General features: G+C 70.4%; 16 protein-coding genes and 1 riboswitch. Of the genes, 10 read left to right on the top strand and 6 right to left on the bottom strand.

The window, feature by feature from the left end:
• Positions 1-7: 7 nt before the first annotated feature.
• Positions 8-292, top strand: a complete 285-nt coding sequence (locus OP18_RS20215; protein ID WP_033360541.1) for a hypothetical protein — start codon at positions 8-10, stop codon at positions 290-292.
• 77 nt (positions 293-369) lie between these two features.
• Entirely contained in the window at positions 370-1,110 is a 741-nt protein-coding gene (locus OP18_RS20210; RefSeq protein WP_033360540.1) for a hypothetical protein, read from the top strand.
• A gap of 55 nt (positions 1,111-1,165) precedes the next feature.
• On the opposite strand, the gene OP18_RS20205 is transcribed toward OP18_RS20210, so the two are convergent.
• Both OP18_RS20205 and OP18_RS20200 read right to left on the bottom strand, forming a co-directional pair.
• Positions 1,166-2,296 carry an AAA family ATPase gene (locus tag OP18_RS20205; RefSeq protein ID WP_033360539.1) on the bottom strand — a complete coding sequence of 377 codons (1,131 nt, stop codon included), beginning with the start codon at positions 2,294-2,296 and terminating at the stop codon, positions 1,166-1,168.
• A complete protein-coding gene (locus OP18_RS20200; RefSeq protein ID WP_245635462.1) occupies positions 2,293-3,081 on the bottom strand; it encodes an RNA ligase family protein in 789 nt (262 codons plus the stop codon). Before OP18_RS20200 ends, OP18_RS20205 begins: the two co-directional genes overlap by 4 nt.
• Positions 3,082-3,223: 142 nt before the next feature.
• Between OP18_RS20200 and OP18_RS20195 the strand changes: the two genes are divergently transcribed.
• The gene (locus OP18_RS20195; protein WP_245635461.1) at positions 3,224-4,819 is read left to right on the top strand and encodes an alpha/beta hydrolase; all 1,596 of its coding nucleotides are present in this window, start codon (positions 3,224-3,226) and stop codon (positions 4,817-4,819) included.
• A 56-nt stretch (positions 4,820-4,875) separates the two neighbouring features.
• On the opposite strand, the gene OP18_RS20190 is transcribed toward OP18_RS20195, so the two are convergent.
• Both OP18_RS20190 and OP18_RS59695 read right to left on the bottom strand, forming a co-directional pair.
• Entirely contained in the window at positions 4,876-5,928 is a 1,053-nt protein-coding gene (locus OP18_RS20190) for an OmpA family protein (RefSeq protein WP_033360538.1), read from the bottom strand.
• Positions 5,928-7,355 carry a helix-hairpin-helix domain-containing protein gene (locus tag OP18_RS59695; protein WP_052387020.1) on the bottom strand — a complete coding sequence of 476 codons (1,428 nt, stop codon included), beginning with the start codon at positions 7,353-7,355 and terminating at the stop codon, positions 5,928-5,930. Before OP18_RS59695 ends, OP18_RS20190 begins: the two co-directional genes overlap by 1 nt.
• 300 nt (positions 7,356-7,655) lie before the next feature.
• Between OP18_RS59695 and OP18_RS20175 the strand changes: the two genes are divergently transcribed.
• The 5 genes from OP18_RS20175 to OP18_RS20155 all read left to right on the top strand — a co-directional run bounded on the left by OP18_RS20175 (position 7,656) and on the right by OP18_RS20155 (position 12,069).
• Complete coding sequence (locus OP18_RS20175; RefSeq protein WP_033360537.1) at positions 7,656-8,765, top strand: MBL fold metallo-hydrolase; 1,110 nt, start codon at positions 7,656-7,658, stop codon at positions 8,763-8,765.
• 140 nt (positions 8,766-8,905) lie between these two features.
• Positions 8,906-9,976, top strand: a complete 1,071-nt coding sequence (locus OP18_RS20170; protein ID WP_033360536.1) for a LacI family DNA-binding transcriptional regulator — start codon at positions 8,906-8,908, stop codon at positions 9,974-9,976.
• Positions 9,973-10,167, top strand: coding sequence for a hypothetical protein (locus tag OP18_RS20165; RefSeq protein WP_033360535.1), 195 nt, complete (start codon positions 9,973-9,975; stop codon positions 10,165-10,167). The genes OP18_RS20170 and OP18_RS20165 overlap by 4 nt, the downstream gene beginning before the upstream one ends.
• Positions 10,168-11,215: 1,048 nt before the next feature.
• Positions 11,216-11,635 carry a MarR family winged helix-turn-helix transcriptional regulator gene (locus tag OP18_RS20160; RefSeq protein ID WP_033360534.1) on the top strand — a complete coding sequence of 140 codons (420 nt, stop codon included), beginning with the start codon at positions 11,216-11,218 and terminating at the stop codon, positions 11,633-11,635.
• Positions 11,636-11,646: 11 nt separating this feature from the next.
• The gene (locus OP18_RS20155) at positions 11,647-12,069 is read left to right on the top strand and encodes a hypothetical protein (protein ID WP_033360533.1); all 423 of its coding nucleotides are present in this window, start codon (positions 11,647-11,649) and stop codon (positions 12,067-12,069) included.
• Here OP18_RS20155 and OP18_RS20150 read toward each other — a convergent pair.
• Complete coding sequence (locus OP18_RS20150) at positions 12,066-12,995, bottom strand: DHH family phosphoesterase (protein WP_245635460.1); 930 nt, start codon at positions 12,993-12,995, stop codon at positions 12,066-12,068. The two genes, OP18_RS20155 and OP18_RS20150, sit on opposite strands and share 4 nt — an antisense overlap.
• Before the next feature lie 88 nt (positions 12,996-13,083).
• Entirely contained in the window at positions 13,084-14,103 is a 1,020-nt protein-coding gene (locus OP18_RS20145) for a coiled-coil domain-containing protein (protein WP_033360531.1), read from the bottom strand.
• A gap of 9 nt (positions 14,104-14,112) precedes the next feature.
• Positions 14,113-14,256, bottom strand: a riboswitch (cyclic di-AMP (ydaO/yuaA leader).
• A gap of 597 nt (positions 14,257-14,853) precedes the next feature.
• Between OP18_RS20145 and OP18_RS20140 the strand changes: the two genes are divergently transcribed.
• Together OP18_RS20140 and OP18_RS52760 are read left to right on the top strand one after the other, a co-directional pair.
• Entirely contained in the window at positions 14,854-15,957 is a 1,104-nt protein-coding gene (locus tag OP18_RS20140; RefSeq protein WP_052387018.1) for a glycoside hydrolase family 19 protein, read from the top strand.
• A gap of 143 nt (positions 15,958-16,100) precedes the next feature.
• Entirely contained in the window at positions 16,101-16,889 is a 789-nt protein-coding gene (locus OP18_RS52760) for a cellulose-binding domain-containing protein (RefSeq protein ID WP_081970929.1), read from the top strand.
• The last annotated feature ends 450 nt before the right edge of the window (positions 16,890-17,339 follow it).

Raw genomic sequence — 17,339 nt, 5'->3', positions numbered from 1 at the left:
CCGCACCATGCAGGAACTCCACGTCTCACTCGATGACGCCCAGCTCAGCCCGGCCGCCCAGAAGCTGCAGGAGCCTCTCGAAGCCCAGCTGAGCTCGGCGTTGCAGCGCGCCGCCGAGCAGGTCGAACAGGACTACCACGGCGAGTCCGCCGCCGAGGTGAGCGCCCGGTTGCTGGAGATCGCCAGGTCGAGCCTCCACCCGGACATCGCCGCCGCCTTCCGGCCGCACCCCGACGAGCTGGCCCGGGCCGCCCGCGCGGTCATCGAGGCGGCTCGAACCGAACGTGGATGATTTTCACGGAATGCCCCGATCGTGCAACCGAACCGCTCCACACTGAGGTCCTACCGCCGCAGAACCTGGAGGAAGCCGTGGAGCAGCACAAACTCACGATCGACATGAACGAGGCCACGATCGAGCAGCTGCGCGACCACCACTTCGCGCTCTTCGGCCTCCACGCGGTCGCCACGTCGGCGAGCGGCGCCCCGACCATCTGGCTCTCCGTGCACTACCTCGAACGCCATCTCGAGGTCGCGTGGCAGGAGACGTACTCGATGTTCACGACGCGCCGGCAGAGCATGGCACCGAGCACGAAGGTGGTGCCGACGCACAACTACCCGGCACCGCTGGGCAGCGTGCTGACGGTGGCCGGCAACGACGGCGCCGGCATCGTCACGCCGGGCGGGCCGGCCGGCCACATGGAGATCGACAACACCGGGCGGGTCGAGTTGGGCGCGGGCCTGTGCGTCCATGACACCCACGGCATGTACCAGCCGGTCGGGGTCTTCGACCTGATCGACGTCGACCTGTTCCAGCCGGTGCCGAAGGTCGCGTTCTTCTTCTCGCCGATCCCGCACATGGCCGGCGAGGTCGCGACGCGGGCGCTCGGGCCCGGCATCCTGCTGGACTACTCGAAGTCGCGGGACCGCAGCTTCAGCGTCGAGTACGACCTGCACGACGGCTGGTCGGTGGAGAACCGCCCGTACGCCCAGCCGATCGCCGCCAACGAGCCGCTCAACCAGCTGCTGCTGGTGCGCTCGTCGGCGCTGCAGGCCCTCGCCATGCAGCGCCAGCGCACCACGGCCGCCGCCTCGTCGCCCATCAAACGCTGATCAGGCGCCGCACTCAGCTGACCGAGCGCCGCACTCAGCTGATCAGGCCCCGCACTCAGACGTTGAGCACCCAGTCGACGCGGTGCGCCTCCGTCGGGTCGGGCGTCTCCCAGCGCCCGACCATCCGGCGCACGACCCCGTCCGGCACCGGGCGCGGGCGGGCCCGGTTGCGCCGCCGCACCACCTCCGGCGGCGCCTCGACGCTGACGAGCTCCACCCGCCCGCCGTAGTCGGCGACCAGCCCGATGCAGCGGGCGCGCAGCTGGCGGGTCAGGTTCGTGGCGTTCCAGACGAACGGCGTGCCGGCCCGCAGCAGCGTCTTGGCCTGGTCGGTCGCGGCGGCGATCACCGGGCCCTGGTCGTCGGTGGGTCTGACGCCCAGCCGGTCGCGCCAGTCGTCGAGGCCGACCACGGCCACGCCGGGGCGGTTGACGGCGATCCAGTGGTCCTTGCCGGCGCCGGGCAGCCCCGACATGACGGTCACGGTGACCGTGGTGTCGTCGTAGGCGGCGTAGTCCGCGGTCCGCGTGGGGTTGCGGAAGTAGGTGAACCGGGCGTGCTCCGACGGGAACCGCCGGGGCCGGTCCAGGCAGCCGTCGTCCTCGGCGTACTGCAGGAAGAGCGCGACGTTGTCGAGCAGCTCACCGGCGTCCGCGCACACCCGGCCCAGGATGTCGGCGGTGGCGAGCAGCCCGAGGTCGTCGTTGCGGGCCAGCAGGCTCACCCGGTGCACGATGCGGTCGAGGTCGCCGCGGGGCCGCTCCAGCGCCCAGAACGGCACCTGGTGGTGGCGGATCAGCGCGGCCACGTGCTCCCGCCACGCGATCGGGACGCCGGCCTCCCACAGCACCTGCCGGGCGATAAGGTCGCCGCGGCGCGAATGCCCGTGCGCGGTGATCCGGCCGTCGTCCTCGACAGCGGTGCAGAACGGCTTCGCGGCGTCGTGCAGCAGCACCGCGGCGAACAGCCGGACCCGCTCCTCGGCGGGGCGCTCCCGCCAGGCGGGCAGCGCGGCCAGGGCCTCGCACGCCAGCCGCGTGTGGGTGGCGACGTCACCCTCGGCGTGGTGGACGGCGTCCTGCGGCACGCCGTCGAGCCGGCGGATCCAGTCGAACTCCGTGTGGATGTCCGGCCACGGCACCGTCCACGCCGGCCCGGCCGGGCACAGCCGCTCGAACGCGTTCACGCCCGCACCCGGTTGGCCACGATCGGGCGGTCCTGCCAGTGGCTGCCGGAGTCCAGGATCGCGGTGTGGAAGCTGGGCCGCACCCACTTGTAGCGGCCGAGCACCGCGCCGTCCGCCTCGAGCTTCAGGTACAGCCCCTCCATGTCCTCGGACATGTCGGTCTCCTTGACGACCTGGTCAGGGTCGGCGCCACCGGCGAGGGCGGCGTCCCGCAGCGCGTCGCGCCAGCCCGGGGTGCGGCACGTCGACGGCCCGACGAGCGCCGTCAGCTCGGCGAGCCTGCCGAAGCGGCCGGTGTCCAGCACGGGCACGGAGCTGACCGGCAGCCCGTCCAGCAGCTCGCGGCGCCGTTCGGTGGCCAGGAACCGCTCCGTGACCCGGTCGAAGACGTCGAACTCGCAGAAGTGGTGGGGCAGTGCGTCGTAGAAGACGGTGTGTTTCGCGTACAGCCACTCGCCGTACATGACGTAGCGGTCGGTGAGCACCGGCTGCAGCTGGTACCGCACGGTCGCGGCCCACGCCTTCAGCGGCCCGAACTGCTTCTCGCGCGGCCCGCCGGTGAGGTAGTGGCCGCGCGACTGCAGCAGCAGCCCGCCGCCGGCGTCGAAGCTGATCGCGCAGTTGGCGCCGTCGAGCTTCTCCTCCACGACCAGGGTCTGCCCGGCCAGCTGCGCGAACGGGACCTGGGCCAGGTCGTGGTCGCCCGGCTGCAGGCGGGAGCCCTGCAGATGGGGGGTTCTCGGGTACTTGCGCAGCACCTGACCGTTGTAACGGACCCCGTCCACCGTGGACAGCGGTTTTTGCTCGGGTGGAGGAAAGGGTGCTACGCCTTCCGCGCGTCAGGTTCGCCCTCAACGATCAGCATGACATTGTTTTGCCCGAATCGGTTGCCCGAATACACCCATTTGGGCAAATTTGGGAGGATTTGTGAACCGGAAGACCGTGAAGGGGCTCGTCCTCTTCACCGCGGCGGCGACGGCCCTGGCCGTTGCCCCGGCCGGCGGCGCCTCGGCGGCGCCCGCAGCGGACTCGGCAGGGGCCGCGAAGATCACCTGGGGCCAGTGTGCGAGCCCTGGCCTGCAGCGCCGCGGCGCCGAGTGTGGCCTGCTCGACGTCCCACTCGACTACAGCAAGCCGAACGGCAAGAAGATCCAGATCGCCGTCTCGCGGATCAAGGCCAAGGTCGCCGCGAAGGACTACCAGGGCATCATGCTGGTCAACCCGGGCGGCCCCGGCGGCTCCGGCCTGACCCTGTCGGTGCTGGGCGAGTACGTCCCGAACGGCGCCGGCGAGGCCTACGACTGGATCGGCTTCGACCCGCGCGGCGTCGGCTCCAGCGTCCCGGCGCTGTCGTGCGACAACGACTACTTCAACGGTCCGCGTCCCGAGTACATCCCGTGGAACCAGAGCATCGAGAAGACCTGGCTCAACCGGTCGAAGAACTACGCCAAGGCGTGCGGCGAGGCCGGCGGCGCGCTGCTGGACCACATGACCACGGTCGACTCCGTCAACGACATGGAGTCGATCCGCAAGTCGCTCGGCGCCAGCCAGATCAACTTCTACGGCTTCTCCTACGGCACGTACCTCGGCCAGGTGTACGGCACGCTGCACCCACAGCGGGTGCGCCGCATGGTGCTGGACGGCAACGTCGACGTGCGCAAGGTCTGGTACCAGGCCAACCTCGACCAGGACGTGAACTTCGAGCGCAACGAGCGCATCTGGTTCGACTGGCTGGCCAAGTACGACTCGGTCTACCACCTGGGCAAGACCGGCACCGAGGTGCAGCTGCGCTGGTACGCCGAGCAGAACAAGCTGCGCAGCAAGCCGGCCGGCGGCGTGGTCGGCCCGGACGAGTTCACCGACATCTTCCTGTACGCCGGCTACTACCAGTCGACGTGGCTGGAGCTGGCCGAGGCGTTCGCCGGCTGGGCCAACGACCGCGACACCGACATCATCGTCGCGGCGTACGAGAACTACGTCGCCCCCGGCGACGACAACGGCTTCGCGGTCTACAACGCGGTGCAGTGCACCGACACCCAGTGGCCGCAGAGCTGGAACACCTGGGAGCGGGACAACTGGCGCACGTTCCTCAAGGCGCCGTTCATGACCTGGGACAACGCCTGGTACAACGCGCCGTGCCTCTTCTGGCCCGGCAAGGTGTCCAAGCCGGTCAAGGTCGACGGTTCGAAGGTCAAGAGCGTGCTGTTCGTCGGCACGACGCTGGACGCGGCCACGCCGTTCGAGGGCAGCCTCGAGGCGCGGCGCCGCTTCCCGAACGGCTCGCTCCTCGCCGAGGTCGGCCAGACCACGCACGCCAACTCGCTCAACGGCAACGAGTGCGTGGACAACACGATCGCGGAGTACCTCGCGACCGGCAAGCTGCCGCAGCGCAAGGCCGGCGACAAGGCCGACGCCACGTGTGAGGCGCTCCCGCAGCCCGACCCGACCGCGACGTCGCTGCAGGCGAAGTCGCTGCGGGCGGACAGCCTGACGCGCGAGCCGCTGTACCCCGTGCACCACTAGCTCCGGCAACACGAAGCGGGGCCTCCGATCCGGAGGCCCCGCTTTTGTCGTGCCGCCTACTGCTGGACGATGAACTCGACCCGGCGGTTGATCGCCTTCGCCGCGGCGCTGGTGTCGGGGACCTTCGGGCGGGACTCGCCGAAGCCCTTGGACGTCATCCGCTCCGCCGCGATGCCGAGCGAGACCAGCGTGTCGAGGACCGTCCTGGCCCGGGCCTCGCTCAGCGTCTGGTTCCGCGCCTCGGTGCCGGTGCTGTCGGTGTGCCCCTCGATGCTGATCCGGATGCTCGGGTTGGCCTTGAGGATCGACGCGACGTTCGCCACGACCGCCTGGCCCTGCGGGGTCAGCGTCGCGCTGTCGTTCTCGAACTCGACCGTCGGCAGCGCCACCAGCTGGGTCTGCACCTGCTCGGCCTTCGCCTCGCCGACCGCCAGCTCGTTGCGCACGATGCCGGTCACGTCCCGGGCGGCGAGCTCCGCTTGGTCCTTGACGTCCTGCGACACCACCGTGCCGGTCAGGGTGACGGTGCCGCCCTGCAGGTCCACGACGCCGGCCTTGGTGTCCTTGCCGAGCGCGGTGAGCACCGGCGCGAGCGCGGCCAGCTTCACCCCGTCGCTGGTGCGCTTGTCGTCGACGGTGAGCTCGTCCAGGACGTTCTCCGCGCCGAACGCCGCCTTCGCCGCGTCGCCGAGCGCGGACTTCGCCGCCGCGTCGGACACCGTGCCGGTCAGCGTGACCTTGCCCGCGTCCACGAGCAGCTTCACCGCCACCGGGGCCGGCGGCACCTCGACCTTCGGCGGCGCGATGACCGTCACGACCCGGACGCCCTCGACGGCCCGGGACACGTCCTCGGCCTTCTGCCGCTCGTCGGCGGACTCGACGCGGACCGTGCCGTCCCGCCCGGTGAACGACACGTCCGCGTCGATCCCGGCGTCGCTCAGCGCGACCTTCGTGTGGTCGGTCAGGACGCTCTCGATGTGGTGCCGGAACGGCACCTCCATGCCGGTCGCGAGCGCCGCCATCCCGACCACGCCGACCACGATCGGCACGAACGGGTTGACCCGGCGCAGCTCGTGCCGCACGGCCGTGGTCGTCGTCGAGCCGGCCATCAGGCGGCGGACCCGGCGTCGCCGCCCGCGACGGGCTTCGCGGTGGGCTCACGACCGGCGATCAGCCAGTCGGTCAGCTCCTTGAACGCCTCCTCCTCGCCGTCGGCGAGCAGCCGGGCCTGCCGGGCCCACGTGACGATGCTCGGCGCGAACCGCAGGTGGGCCGCCTCGATCGCGTTCCGCAGCGTGTCCACGTCGGATTCGGCGAGCTTGGCGTACGTGCGGATCCCGGCGGCGATGAGCGCGGCCGACATCTTCGGGCCGATGCCTTCGATGCGCTGCAGGTTGTCCGGCGGGCCGTCGTCGACCACAGCGGCCGCGGCCACCGGCTCGACCTCGGCCACCGGCTCCGGCTCGACCACCGGCTCGGGCTCGACCACCGGCTCGACCTCGGCGACGGGCTCGGGCACGACGACCGGCTCCGGCTCGACCTCGGGCTCCGGCTCGACCTCGGCGACAGGCTCCGGCTCGACCTCGGGCTCCGGCTCGACCTCGGGCTCCGGCTCGACCTCGGCGACAGGCTCCGGCTCGGGCACGACGACGGGCTCGGGCTGTGGGGCGGGCTCGGTGGCGACGGCGACCTCGGCGGGCGCCGCGGCCTCGGGTGCCGGCGGGACGGGCTTCGGGGTGGGTTCGCGGCCGGCGATCAGCCAGTCGGTCAGCTCCTTGAAGCCGGCCTCGTCGCCGTCTGCGAGCAGCCGCGCCTGCCGGCCCCACGAGCCGATGCTCGGTGCGAAGCGCAGGTTCGCCGCGGCGAGGGCGTCCTCCAACGTGGACCGCTCGGCGTCGGCGAGCGCGGCGTACGTGGTGATGCCCGCCGCCTTCAGCGCTGCCGCGATCTTCGGGCCGATGCCCTCGATCCTGGTGAGGTCGTCCTCGGCCTTGGGCGCGTCCTCGACGACGGCCGCCGCCGCGAACGCCGACTCGACGTCGGCGACCAGTTCCTCGGACGGCTCGATGTCCACAGTGGCCGGTGCGGGCACCGTGGGCGACTCGGCAACCGGCTCGGGCTCGGCGACCGGCTCGGGCTCGGGCTCGGCGACCGGCTCGGGCTCCGCGACAGCCTCCGCGACCGGCTCGGGCTCGGCGACCGGGTCGGCGACCGGCTCGGCGATCGGCTCGGCGACCGGCTCGGCGACCGGCTCGGGCTCGGCGACCGGCTCCGCGACCGGCTCGGGCTCGGGTTCCGCGACGGCGACCGCGACCGGCGCCGGGTCTTCGACGACCGGGTCGGTGGCGGCGGGCTCGGCCGGCAACGGCTCGGCCGGGGCCGCGGCGACCAGCGGCTGCGCCGTGGAGGGTGTGGTGGTGGTTTCCTGGGTACGGATCCGGCGCACCTGACGGCCCCACCAGAGGTAACCGACGAGCAGGCCGAGCAGGAACGCGATGATGATGAAGAGCAGTGACTGGTTGATGAACCAGGTCACGACGGGCCTCCGGGGGAAAGTGACCGACGCGTGAAGGGGGAAGTTTGCGCGCAGCCTTCCATACCTCGATGCTCGGCAACAGAGCCGGAAAGACGGCACGACCTGCCGGTTCTGTCTGTTCGCCCACAGCGGTCCCGGAGCGCCCCGCCGCCCCGTCACGCATTTGCGCAGATGAGAGGGCATGTGACGGGCCGTGACATCCGGTACGGGGAAAAATCCGTGCAACCGTTGGTGTGGTGCCGATGGAAAGCTTGGTGCTGAAGCTCACGACATGGCGGGTGAACTGGAGGTCGACGGAGCATGGGCAAGACGACACGGGTCCTGACGCTGGCGGCGGTCGCGGCTGCGGCGGGTGGGGTGGCGTGGGCGCTGCGTGACCTTCCGGCACAGCTGGGTGCCCAGGCCGCCGGTGCGCGGGCCGAGCGGATGCGACGCTCCCCGCAGTACGGCGACGGGAAGTTCGTCAACCCGGTACCACGCGAGGTGCTGCCCGACGGCGCGATGGCCGGGGCGCTGCGCGAGCTGATCTTCGGTCAGCAGCCGCGGCGGCCGAAAGGGGTGATTCCGGTGGTGAAGCCGGCGTTCCCCGCGAAGCAGGACGGCGACCTGCACGTCACGTGGCTGGGGCACTCCACGGCGCTCGCCGAGGTGGAGGGCGTGCGGGTGCTGTTCGACCCGGTGTGGAGCGAGCGGTGCTCGCCGACGTCGTTCATCGGGCCGAAGCGGCTGCACCCGATGCCGCTGGGCATCGAGGAGCTGCCCAGGATCGACGCGATCGTGATCTCGCACGACCACTACGACCACCTGGACCTCGCCTCGATCAGGGCCCTCACCCGCTCGCAGCAGGCGCCGTTCCTGGTGCCGCTCGGCGTCGGGGCGCACCTGGAGCGGTGGGGCGTGCCGCTGGACCGGATCATCGAGCTGGACTGGGACGAGTCGTTCCAGGTCCGGCAGGTCACGCTGACCGCCACGGCGGCGCGGCACTTCTCCGGCCGCCGGTTCAGCCGCGACGGCACGCTGTGGGCGTCGTGGGCGGTCAAGGGCGAGCGGCGCAGCCTGTTCTACACGGGCGACTCCGGTTACTGGGGCGGCTACAAGGAGATCGGCGAGCAGCACGGCCCGTTCGACGTGTCGCTGATCCAGGTCGGCGCGTACGGCGACGCCTGGCCCGACATCCACATGAAGCCCGAGGACGGGGCGAGCGCGCACCTCGACGTGCGGGCCGGCGTGCTGATCCCGCTGCACTGGTGCACGTTCAACCTGGCGGTGCACGCGTGGTCGGAGCCGGTCGAGCGGCTGCTCGACGAGGCCGCCGCCCGGGACATCACCCTCGCGGTCCCCCGCCCAGGTGACCGACTCAACATCGACGCGTTGCCGGCAGTTGAACCGTGGTGGCGCGCCATTGCGTAAGGATTAAACGAGCAGGTCAGGGCACGTGTCAGGGCACACATGCCAGGACCCGACAAAACGCTGGCGGCCGGGCTCCCTCCCGACGTACTGTATCGATACAGAAGGAACTGGATCGATACAGAGAAGGGAGGAGCTGACCCATGAAGGCCACGTTGCAGACGATCGCCGACGAGCTCGGCGTGTCGCGCAGCACGGTGTCCAACGCCTACAGCCGGCCGGATCAGCTCTCCCCGGAGCTGCGGGCCAGGATCCTCTCGGCGGCGCAGCGGCTGGGCTACGCGGGCCCCAACCCGACGGCTCGCTCGCTGCGCAGCGGCAAGGTCAACGCGATCGGCGTACTGCTGACCGACAACCTGTCGATGGCGTTCACCGATCCCTACGCGGTGGCCTACCTGCGCGGGCTGGCGGAGGCGGCCTCGGCGCGGGAGACCTCGCTGCTGCTGCTCAACCTGCCCAAGGACGAGGCGGCCGGCCGGCGCGTCATCAGCAACGCCGCCGTCGACGCCTTCTGCCTCTACTGCGTCCCGGACTGGCACTCGGCGCTGGAGCTCGTCCGCTCCCGCGGCGTGCCGGTCGTGATCGGTGAGGATCCGCAGGCGTTCGGGCCGGAGGCGAGCTACGTCGGCATCGACGAGCGCGCGGCGGCCCGCCGGCTGGGCGAGCACATCGTCAACCTCGGCCACCGCGACATCGCGGTGGTGGCGCACTGGATCGTCGACGACGGCGTGACCACCCAGGTCCACGCCGACCCCGACGACCTGCGCTACTACGTGACCGGCGAGCGCGTCCGCGGCTTCCGCGACGCGGCCCTGGCCGCGGGTGTGCCGTGGGAGCGGGTCGTGCTGATCAACGCGGCGGGCAACCAGCGCGAGGAGGGCGCCCAGGCCGCCGCCCACGCGCTCGACCGGCTCGACCGGGCGACCGCGATCCTGTGCACCTCCGACGTCCTGGCCCTCGGCGTGCTCGACGCGCTGCGGGTCCGGGGCCTGCAAGCCGGCCGCGACGTGTCGGTCACCGGCTTCGACGACATCCCGGAGGCGGAAGCCGCCGGCCTCACCACGATCCGCCAGCCCAGCGTCGAGCGCGGGCGGCTCGCGGGCGAGCTGCTGCTCGACCCGCCCGAAGACCCGGCGCTGCGTCGCCTGACGCTGCCCGTATCCCTGGTGGTCAGGTCGACCACCGGACCCAACACTGCCAAGGAGAAGTCATGACCCCGATCGCCCTGATCATGTCGCTGGAAGCCGTCCGCCTGGAGGCCAACTCGGCCATGCCGAACGCCCCGGTCGTCGACGACTACCGCCGCGACTCGGCCACCATGGCCAAGATGCGCAACTTCACCGCCCGCACGCTGCGCCGCGCGGCCGACCGAGTCGAGCCCACGCCGGCCCTCACCTACGGGTAATGCGGTGACCGACCAGTAGGAAGAGCGCCGGGGCGACCTCCGCCCCGGCGCTTTTCGCTGCCCAAGCGCCAGAGTCAGGCGTAACCAACGCATCACCGCCGCTGGACGAGTGCTCGCCTGTAAACACACAGGACATGTTGCGAGAGGCTGAAGCTGCAGCGGAGCGCCGGAATACACCGCCAGCGTGGTACACGGTTTGCACGGGCGGGAGTCCTCGCACGTGGAGCCGACGACACCACGTCGAGCACCGCACAGGCGGTTCTCTAGGCGGCTTAGTTCCGGTTACCACCCGCCAGTGCCCCTGAATGTGACGCTTCGTGATCTCACTGGCAGCTACGAGCGACTCTGGAAGGCTGCTGACCTTGTCGCCGACCAAACTTCCCACCTTTTGAGGTTCTACTCCGTAGAGTGCGGCCTAAAGGCCAGCTTGCTTCGACGAAGCAACCTTCGGACGACTGGTCAGCTTCCCGCCGAGGCACTGCACCACGACCTACGTCGACTGGCGCAAGATCTTCGGCTTAGTCTTGCGTCATATCAACTGCTAGAGCGCCGCGCCCGCCGGTCGGCAGCGGTGGTCGGCCTAGGATGGCGCGATGGACCGGATGCGGGGGTGCACCCGGCGGCGGTCGACGTCAGCAGGTACTTGAAGACTCCGCCAGCCCGGACCTCGGTGTAGCTGCCGTGCTGGCGGATGCGGTCTGCGAGGTCGTTGAGCGTGCGGCTGGACAGCGGGATCGTGGCTGGGTACGACAGCACAGCGAGGCTCCCGGTCGGGGCATCGGATCTTGGTCGACTGCTGTCTTACCTGGAGCCTCGCCCTCATCGATCTCCGGGCCTGGCACACCCGCCCCGAGCTGCAAATTCAGCTTGAAAATGGCTCAATGTATCTTGTCCGGCAAGCGCCGATGCGCTTGTCCGGAAATCGTCGTCTAGCCCGCACGTATCACTCGACGCTGTCCGATCACATTGCCGTCGAGGGCAGTGGTCGAGGTGGCACCTCGGTTGCAGATACTGTACATGGCTATAGTATCCATGTACAGTATTTGGCATGAGTGGTCCTACGCCCGGGTTCCTGGTCTGGCGGCTGTCGATGAAGTGGCGGGTCGCCGTCGACCGGGCGCTCGCGCCGCTCGGGCTCACCCACGCGCAGTATTCGCTGCTGGCCAGCCTCCTCGGCCTCGACCGGCCCAGCCAGCGGCGGCTCGCCGACCACACCGGGCTCGAGCCGCTCTACGTGTCCAAGCTCGCCCGGACCCTGGAGGTCGCCGGGCTGCTCGACCGGCTGCCCGACCCCGCGGACACGCGTGCCGTGCAGCTCGTGCTGACGGCGCGGGGGCGGGAGGTCACCGGGCAGGCCGTCGGCATCGTGCGGGAGCTGATGGAGCAGCTGCTCGCGCCGCTGGACGAGGGGCGGCGGGCGGCGTTCGTGGCGGACCTGCACGCCCTGCTCGACATCTCACAACCCTGAAGGAGCGCACCATGAGCACCGCACCGACGACCCTCAACGGCCGGATCATCGGCCAGGCCGAGCGCAGCACGCGGGCCGTGCTCGATCGGCTGCTGGCCCGGACCGGCACCCCGTTCGAGCAGTGGGTCGCGCTGAATCTCACCGGCACCGAATCCCTCACCCGCGACACGCTGGTGGCGAAGATGGCGGCCGGGCTGCGGACCGACCCCCGGGCCGTCGCGTCGGTCGTCGACGAGGCGGTGCAGGCCGGCCTGCTGGCCGGGGACATCGCGCTGACCGCGCAGGGGCGCCGGCGGTTCGAGGAGATCAGCGCCGGCATCCAGGCGCTCACCGCCCGGCTGTACGGTGGCCTCACCGACGAGGAGCTGACCACCGCGGGGCGCGTGCTGCTGCTGCTCACCGACCGCGCGAACGCAGAGCTGGCCGCGGCCTAGGAGCGCACCGCCGCCGCGCGCGGCGCGCCCACCTTGGCGATGATCTCGGCCAGGACCCGCTCGGAGTCCTCGTGCGGGACCTGGCAGGTGCCGGCCGCGAGATGCCCGCCGCCGCCGTACTCGAGCATCACCGAGCCGATGTCGGTCGGCGAGGTGCGGTCCAGGATCGACCTGCCCACGGCGAAGACGGTGTTGAGCTTCTGCTTGCCCCAGATGACGTGCACGGAGACCCGGGCCTCGGGGAACATGGCGTACACCATGAAGCGGTTGCCGGCGTAGATCACCTCTTCGTCGCGCAGGTCGACGACCACCACGTCGCCCTCGACGTGGCTGACCCGGCGCAGCTGGTCGACGAACAGCTCCTGCTGCTCGCGGAACAGCTCGGCCCGCTCGGCCACGTCCGGCAGCGCGAGGATCTCCTCGACGTCCTGATGGTCGATGCAGGCGTCGATGAGCTGCATCATCAGCTGGTAGTTGGAGATCCGGAACTGGCGGAAGCGGCCCAGCCCGGTGCGGCTGTCCATCAGGAAGTTCAGCAGCGTCCAGCCGACCGGCTGCAGGATGTCGGCGATGTCGTACTGGGCGGAGTCGGCCTTGTCGACCGCCTCCATCAGCTCGTCGGACACGGCCGGGAAGCGCTCGGCGCCGCCGAAGTGGTCGTAGATGACGCGGGCCGCCGACGGGGCCTCCGCGTCGATGACGTGGTTGCCGCGGTCGCCGGTGTTGCGCAGGGTCTCCGAGTGGTGGTGGTCGAAGACGAGGTGGGCGCCCGGTGCGTACGGCAGGTTCGTCAGGATGTCGCCGGGCCCGATCTCGACGGTGCCGTCCTGGACGTCCTTGGGGTGCACGAACGTGATGTCGCCGATGAGGTCCAGGTGACGCAGCAGGACGGCGCACACCAGGCCGTCGAAGTCACTGCGCGTCACGAGTCGGTACTTCACTTCGGATCCCCTCATCCTGCGGCGGCCGGTCGACGGTTGCCCTATCGGCCGGCCGGCCGCGGATGTGAGGTTCTTAGAGGATCGACAGGTGTACGTGGTTCGTATGGTCGCTGGACGGGTCCCCGCCGACGCCGCTGTAGTGGTGCCAGCCGACCGCGGGTGTCCACACCTGCTTGAACCAGATGACGTACATGACGCCCAGCCGGTCCGCGTTCTTGACGAAGTAGGTCGCCAGGTTGGCCCCGTAGACCTTGTCCTCGCCGGCGGCGACCCCGCCGAAGCCGGCCTTCGCCTGCACCGAGAAGTCGCACGCGCGGCCCTTCGGGTGCTCGTACGGCCCGCTCGGGCGGTAGCAGGAGACGAACCGCTTGAACCCGGCCGCCTGCGCCTGCTGCATCGCGTGCAGGGTGCGCTGGGTGATGCAGCCCGTGGTGGTGGGGTCGTTCACCTTGCAGGACTCCGCGGACCAGCCGCCGCTCGCGTTGCGCGGCGAGGGCTGGGCGAGGGGCAGGTTGGCGGAGACGAAGCCGTTGCTCGGGCCGCCGGCCTGGGCCAGCCCCTTCTCGGCTTCCTTCTTCTTCGCGGCCATCACCGCGACCTGCTCCTGCTGGAGCTTGACCTCGGCCTCCAGGGCCTCCTTCTGCGCCTTCTGGTCCTTCTTGAGCTGGTTGAGCTCGCGCAGCAGGTTGTCGTTGTGGTGGGCGATCTCGTCGATCGAGCCGGCCCGCTCGGCGAACCCGGTCGGGCTGCCCGAGTCCATCAGCGCCACGAACGTGGTCAGCGGCCCCGTCCGGTACGCGGCGACCGCGATCGCCGACACCTGCTCGGTGATCCGGGCGACGTCGGCCTCGGTCTTGGCCAGCTTGGCGGTCAGGTCGGCCTGGCTCTTGACCGAGGCGTCGTACTTGTCCTTCGCCTCGATCCACGCCCGGGTGCTCTGGTCGAGGACCTGCGCGAGGGTCGCGTTGGACCCCTCGTCGCCGGTGTCGTCTCCCGGCTCGGCGGCGGCCGGCGTGGCGGCGGCCATCCCGAGGAGGACGGCGGCCGTCATCAGGACGGCGAGCATCCGCCGACCGGGATGTCGTGAAGACATCTGGCTCGTTGTTCCTTCCGTCGGCCGCCGACCGGGTTAGCTGACGGGTTCGGGACGGAACGATCCCTACCGCGGTCGCCCGCGGATTCACCCCAGTTGCGGTTGGGTCCCCGATTCGCCGGTGTCGAGCCGGCGATTAGGCGGCAGTCGCGTCCGGCACCGCGGGGGCGGTGCCCTGTCGGACGAGACCGACGGCCAGCCTACCCAGGGCGATCAGCCCGCGCAGCGCACGGTTTGTGCGGCGCTGTGACCCACCTCTCGAAACGGTGGCATCCCAGCAGGTCGCCTAAGTCTAGCGAAAGAAAGGGCTGTGATGGAACTCACGAAATGTTTTTGACATAGGCGACAACACTGCGCCTGACCTGGTTGTTCTGCGCAACTCACCGATCGCGCACCGTCACCGCCGGGCCGTGCCTGACCTGCTCGGACATCCCGCGCAACGACGCGAAGAATTGTGTTCGAAAGCGACATCCTGGTTATCCGAGACATCTGCCGCGCTTGGTATTCCGGGGCGTTCGGTGCGACTTCGCGCCCGCCGGATGGGTTACCCGGCCAAGGTGATGTCGGTGACGAGGCGGGCGCAAAGTCGCCGGCACGCCCGCCGGCCTGCCGGATCATCGAGAGCGTCGCCCGCGGCAGCAGCTTAGGGAAACCGTAAAGATTGTTCATTATTCGATGTTGTTCGCTGCGCCGGCCGGATCCGCCTGGTCGGATGGGCGCACCGCAGTCGATGTGAACGGAAGTGATCTGGTGTCCAGAGTGCGCCTGTTGGCGATGCTCGCCGCGACCGCCGTCGCCGGTGGGGTCGTCGCCGTGTTCAACATGCTGCCCGCGTCGGCGGCCAGCTGCGCGGCCGCGTGGCAGTCGTCGGCGGTCTACACCGGCGGCGCCACCGTGTCGTACAACGGCCGCAACTTCCTCGCCAAGTGGTGGACGCAGAACGAGGCGCCGCCCGGGACCACCGGGGTCTGGCAGGACCAGGGCGCGTGCGGCGGGAGCACCCCGCAGCCGCCGACCCAGACCGGGTCCGCCGGCGGGTGCAGCTTCCCGGCGTGGGTGCAGGGGCGCAACTACGTCACCGGCGACATCGTCAAGTTCACCGACGGCAAGTACTACATCGCCGAGCACGACAACCCGGGGTACAGCCCGACGGTCAGCACCTGGTACTGGGACCCGTACACCTGCAACGGCGGGGGCGGGACCACCACGCCACCGCCGCCGCCCTCGAACGGGGCGTTCGTGGTCAGCGAGGCGCAGTTCAACCAGATGTTCCCGAACCGGAACCCGTTCTACACGTACAACGGCCTGGTCGCGGCGCTGAACGCCTACCCGGCGTTCGCGAAGACCGGCAGCGACGCCACCCGCAAGCAGGAGGCGGCCGCGTTCCTCGCGAACGTGAACCACGAGACCGGCGGCCTGGTGTACATCGTCGAGCAGAACACCGCGAACTACCCGCACTACTGTGACCTGAGCCAGCCCTACGGCTGCCCCGCCGGCCAGGCCGCCTACTACGGCCGCGGGCCCATCCAGCTCAGCTGGAACTTCAACTACAAGGCCGCCGGCGACGCGCTCGGCATCGACCTGCTGCACAACCCGAACCTGGTGCAGACCGACCCGGCGGTCGCGATGAAGACCGCGCTCTGGTACTGGAACACGCAGAGCGGCCCGGGCACCATGACCCCGCACAACGCCATGGTCAACGGCGCCGGCTTCGGCGAGACGATCCGCAGCATCAACGGCAGCCTCGAGTGCGGCGGCCGCAACCCCGCCCAGGTGCAGAGCCGGGTGGCCGCATACCAGCGCTTCGTCGGCATCCTCGGCGTGGGCGTCGGCCCCGGCTCGCTGAGCTGCTGAAACCCGCACAGACCAGGAGGGCGCCCCGGGGAGTGGGGCGCCCTCCTCGCGCTTGACCTCTGCCATGGGCCGTCGTCCCGCGTCTCCCGAACTACGAGACGAGCCGTCGTCGGCGCCGTCACGTACGTCAAGCTAATGCATTGATGACAATCAAACAGAACCTTCGCCGACTCGTTGTCGTGGCCGCGCTCGCCGCCATCGGCGCCATCCCCGTCCCCGCGGCGGCGCAGGCCGCCGATCCGATGCCCCCGTGCGCCGGGCCAGTCCAGATCACGTCGCTGACCTTCAACCCGGCGAAGATCCAGCCGGGCCAGGGCTCGACCCTCACCATGACCGCGCAGAACTGCACGGCCCAGGAGCAGCAGGCCTCGTTCTTCACCTACGCACGCTTCTACCGCGGCGCCGACACCGGCAGCATCCCGCCCGGGTGCCCGGTCATCGACCCGCTGCCGCCGCGCACGGTCACCATCGCCCCCGGCGCCACCTTCACTGCGACGCAGGGATACTCCACGTTCGCGAGCTGCACCGCCGACCGCCTCGACGGCACCGTGTCGCTCACCGTCGGGTCGGTGGCCACACACGCCACCGCGACGCTGCTCATCGCGCCCGCGCCGACGTGCGCGGTCGCCTACCGCACCACCAGCAGCTGGGCCGGCGGGTTCGTCGCCCAGGTCACCATCTCCGCGATCGGCACCACACCGATCCAGGGCTGGGGGCTCGCCTTCGCCTTCGGCGGCGACCAGCACATCACGAACGCGTGGAACGCCACCACAGCGCAGAGCGGGGCGGCCGTGACGGCGCGCAACCTGGAGTACAACACCAACATCGCCCCGGGCGGCAGCACCACCCTCGGCTTCATGGGCACCTGGCAGAACAGCGACGCGCCGCCAACCGCGTTCACGGTGAACGGCGCGCCCTGCCAGACCCGCTAGGCGAGGGCCGCTCGACGTAGACGGTGCCCGTCACCAGCAGAAACGCAAGCAGCGTGGTCCAGTCGCCGGTCAGCACGGACCAGTCGATGAGGTACCGCGTCACGTACAGCCCCACGTACACGACCCCGAGGGCCATGCCGAACCCGTTAAGGCTCTCGGGTCACGTGGTGAGGTCGGCGGAGGGGCACCGCCTGGCGCGACGGACGGGCCGTGGCGCAGTCACGCCGACGCGCTGCGACACGTCCGGGTGGCTATGGGGTTGAGGGGGTGTGGGTGGAGCGCAGCTCCCCCACTGGGGAGCACGGCGGAGCCGTGCGCGGATAACTGGTGGGCCGCCAGGGACTCGAACCCTGAACCTACGGAGTCGCGGCAGTACGGTTCAGTGAAGCCGGATTCGTTGCTACACAACGGTTTCAGCTTTGCTGAGGTCCGGCTCGGTACGGTCGGTTG

Source organism: Dactylosporangium aurantiacum, from assembly GCF_000716715.1.
GTDB lineage: Bacteria > Actinomycetota > Actinomycetes > Mycobacteriales > Micromonosporaceae > Dactylosporangium > Dactylosporangium aurantiacum.
Note: the sequence above shows the minus strand (reverse complement) of the source record. Positions and strands in the feature narration are given on the sequence as shown.

What these genes read in the sequence shown, in the direction of transcription:
- OP18_RS20175 (WP_033360537.1), top strand. Translation starts at nt 7,656, where the DNA reads ATGGGCAAGACGACACGGGTCCTGACGCTGGCGGCGGTCGCGGCTGCG.
- OP18_RS20145 (WP_033360531.1), bottom strand. Translation starts at nt 14,103, where the DNA reads ATGTCTTCACGACATCCCGGTCGGCGGATGCTCGCCGTCCTGATGACG.
- OP18_RS20170 (WP_033360536.1), top strand. Translation starts at nt 8,906, where the DNA reads ATGAAGGCCACGTTGCAGACGATCGCCGACGAGCTCGGCGTGTCGCGC.
- OP18_RS20160 (WP_033360534.1), top strand. Translation starts at nt 11,216, where the DNA reads ATGAGTGGTCCTACGCCCGGGTTCCTGGTCTGGCGGCTGTCGATGAAG.
- OP18_RS20215 (WP_033360541.1), top strand. Translation starts at nt 8, where the DNA reads ATGCAGGAACTCCACGTCTCACTCGATGACGCCCAGCTCAGCCCGGCC.
- OP18_RS20155 (WP_033360533.1), top strand. Translation starts at nt 11,647, where the DNA reads ATGAGCACCGCACCGACGACCCTCAACGGCCGGATCATCGGCCAGGCC.
- OP18_RS20165 (WP_033360535.1), top strand. Translation starts at nt 9,973, where the DNA reads ATGACCCCGATCGCCCTGATCATGTCGCTGGAAGCCGTCCGCCTGGAG.
- OP18_RS52760 (WP_081970929.1), top strand. Translation starts at nt 16,101, where the DNA reads ATGACAATCAAACAGAACCTTCGCCGACTCGTTGTCGTGGCCGCGCTC.
- OP18_RS20190 (WP_033360538.1), bottom strand. Translation starts at nt 5,928, where the DNA reads ATGGCCGGCTCGACGACGACCACGGCCGTGCGGCACGAGCTGCGCCGG.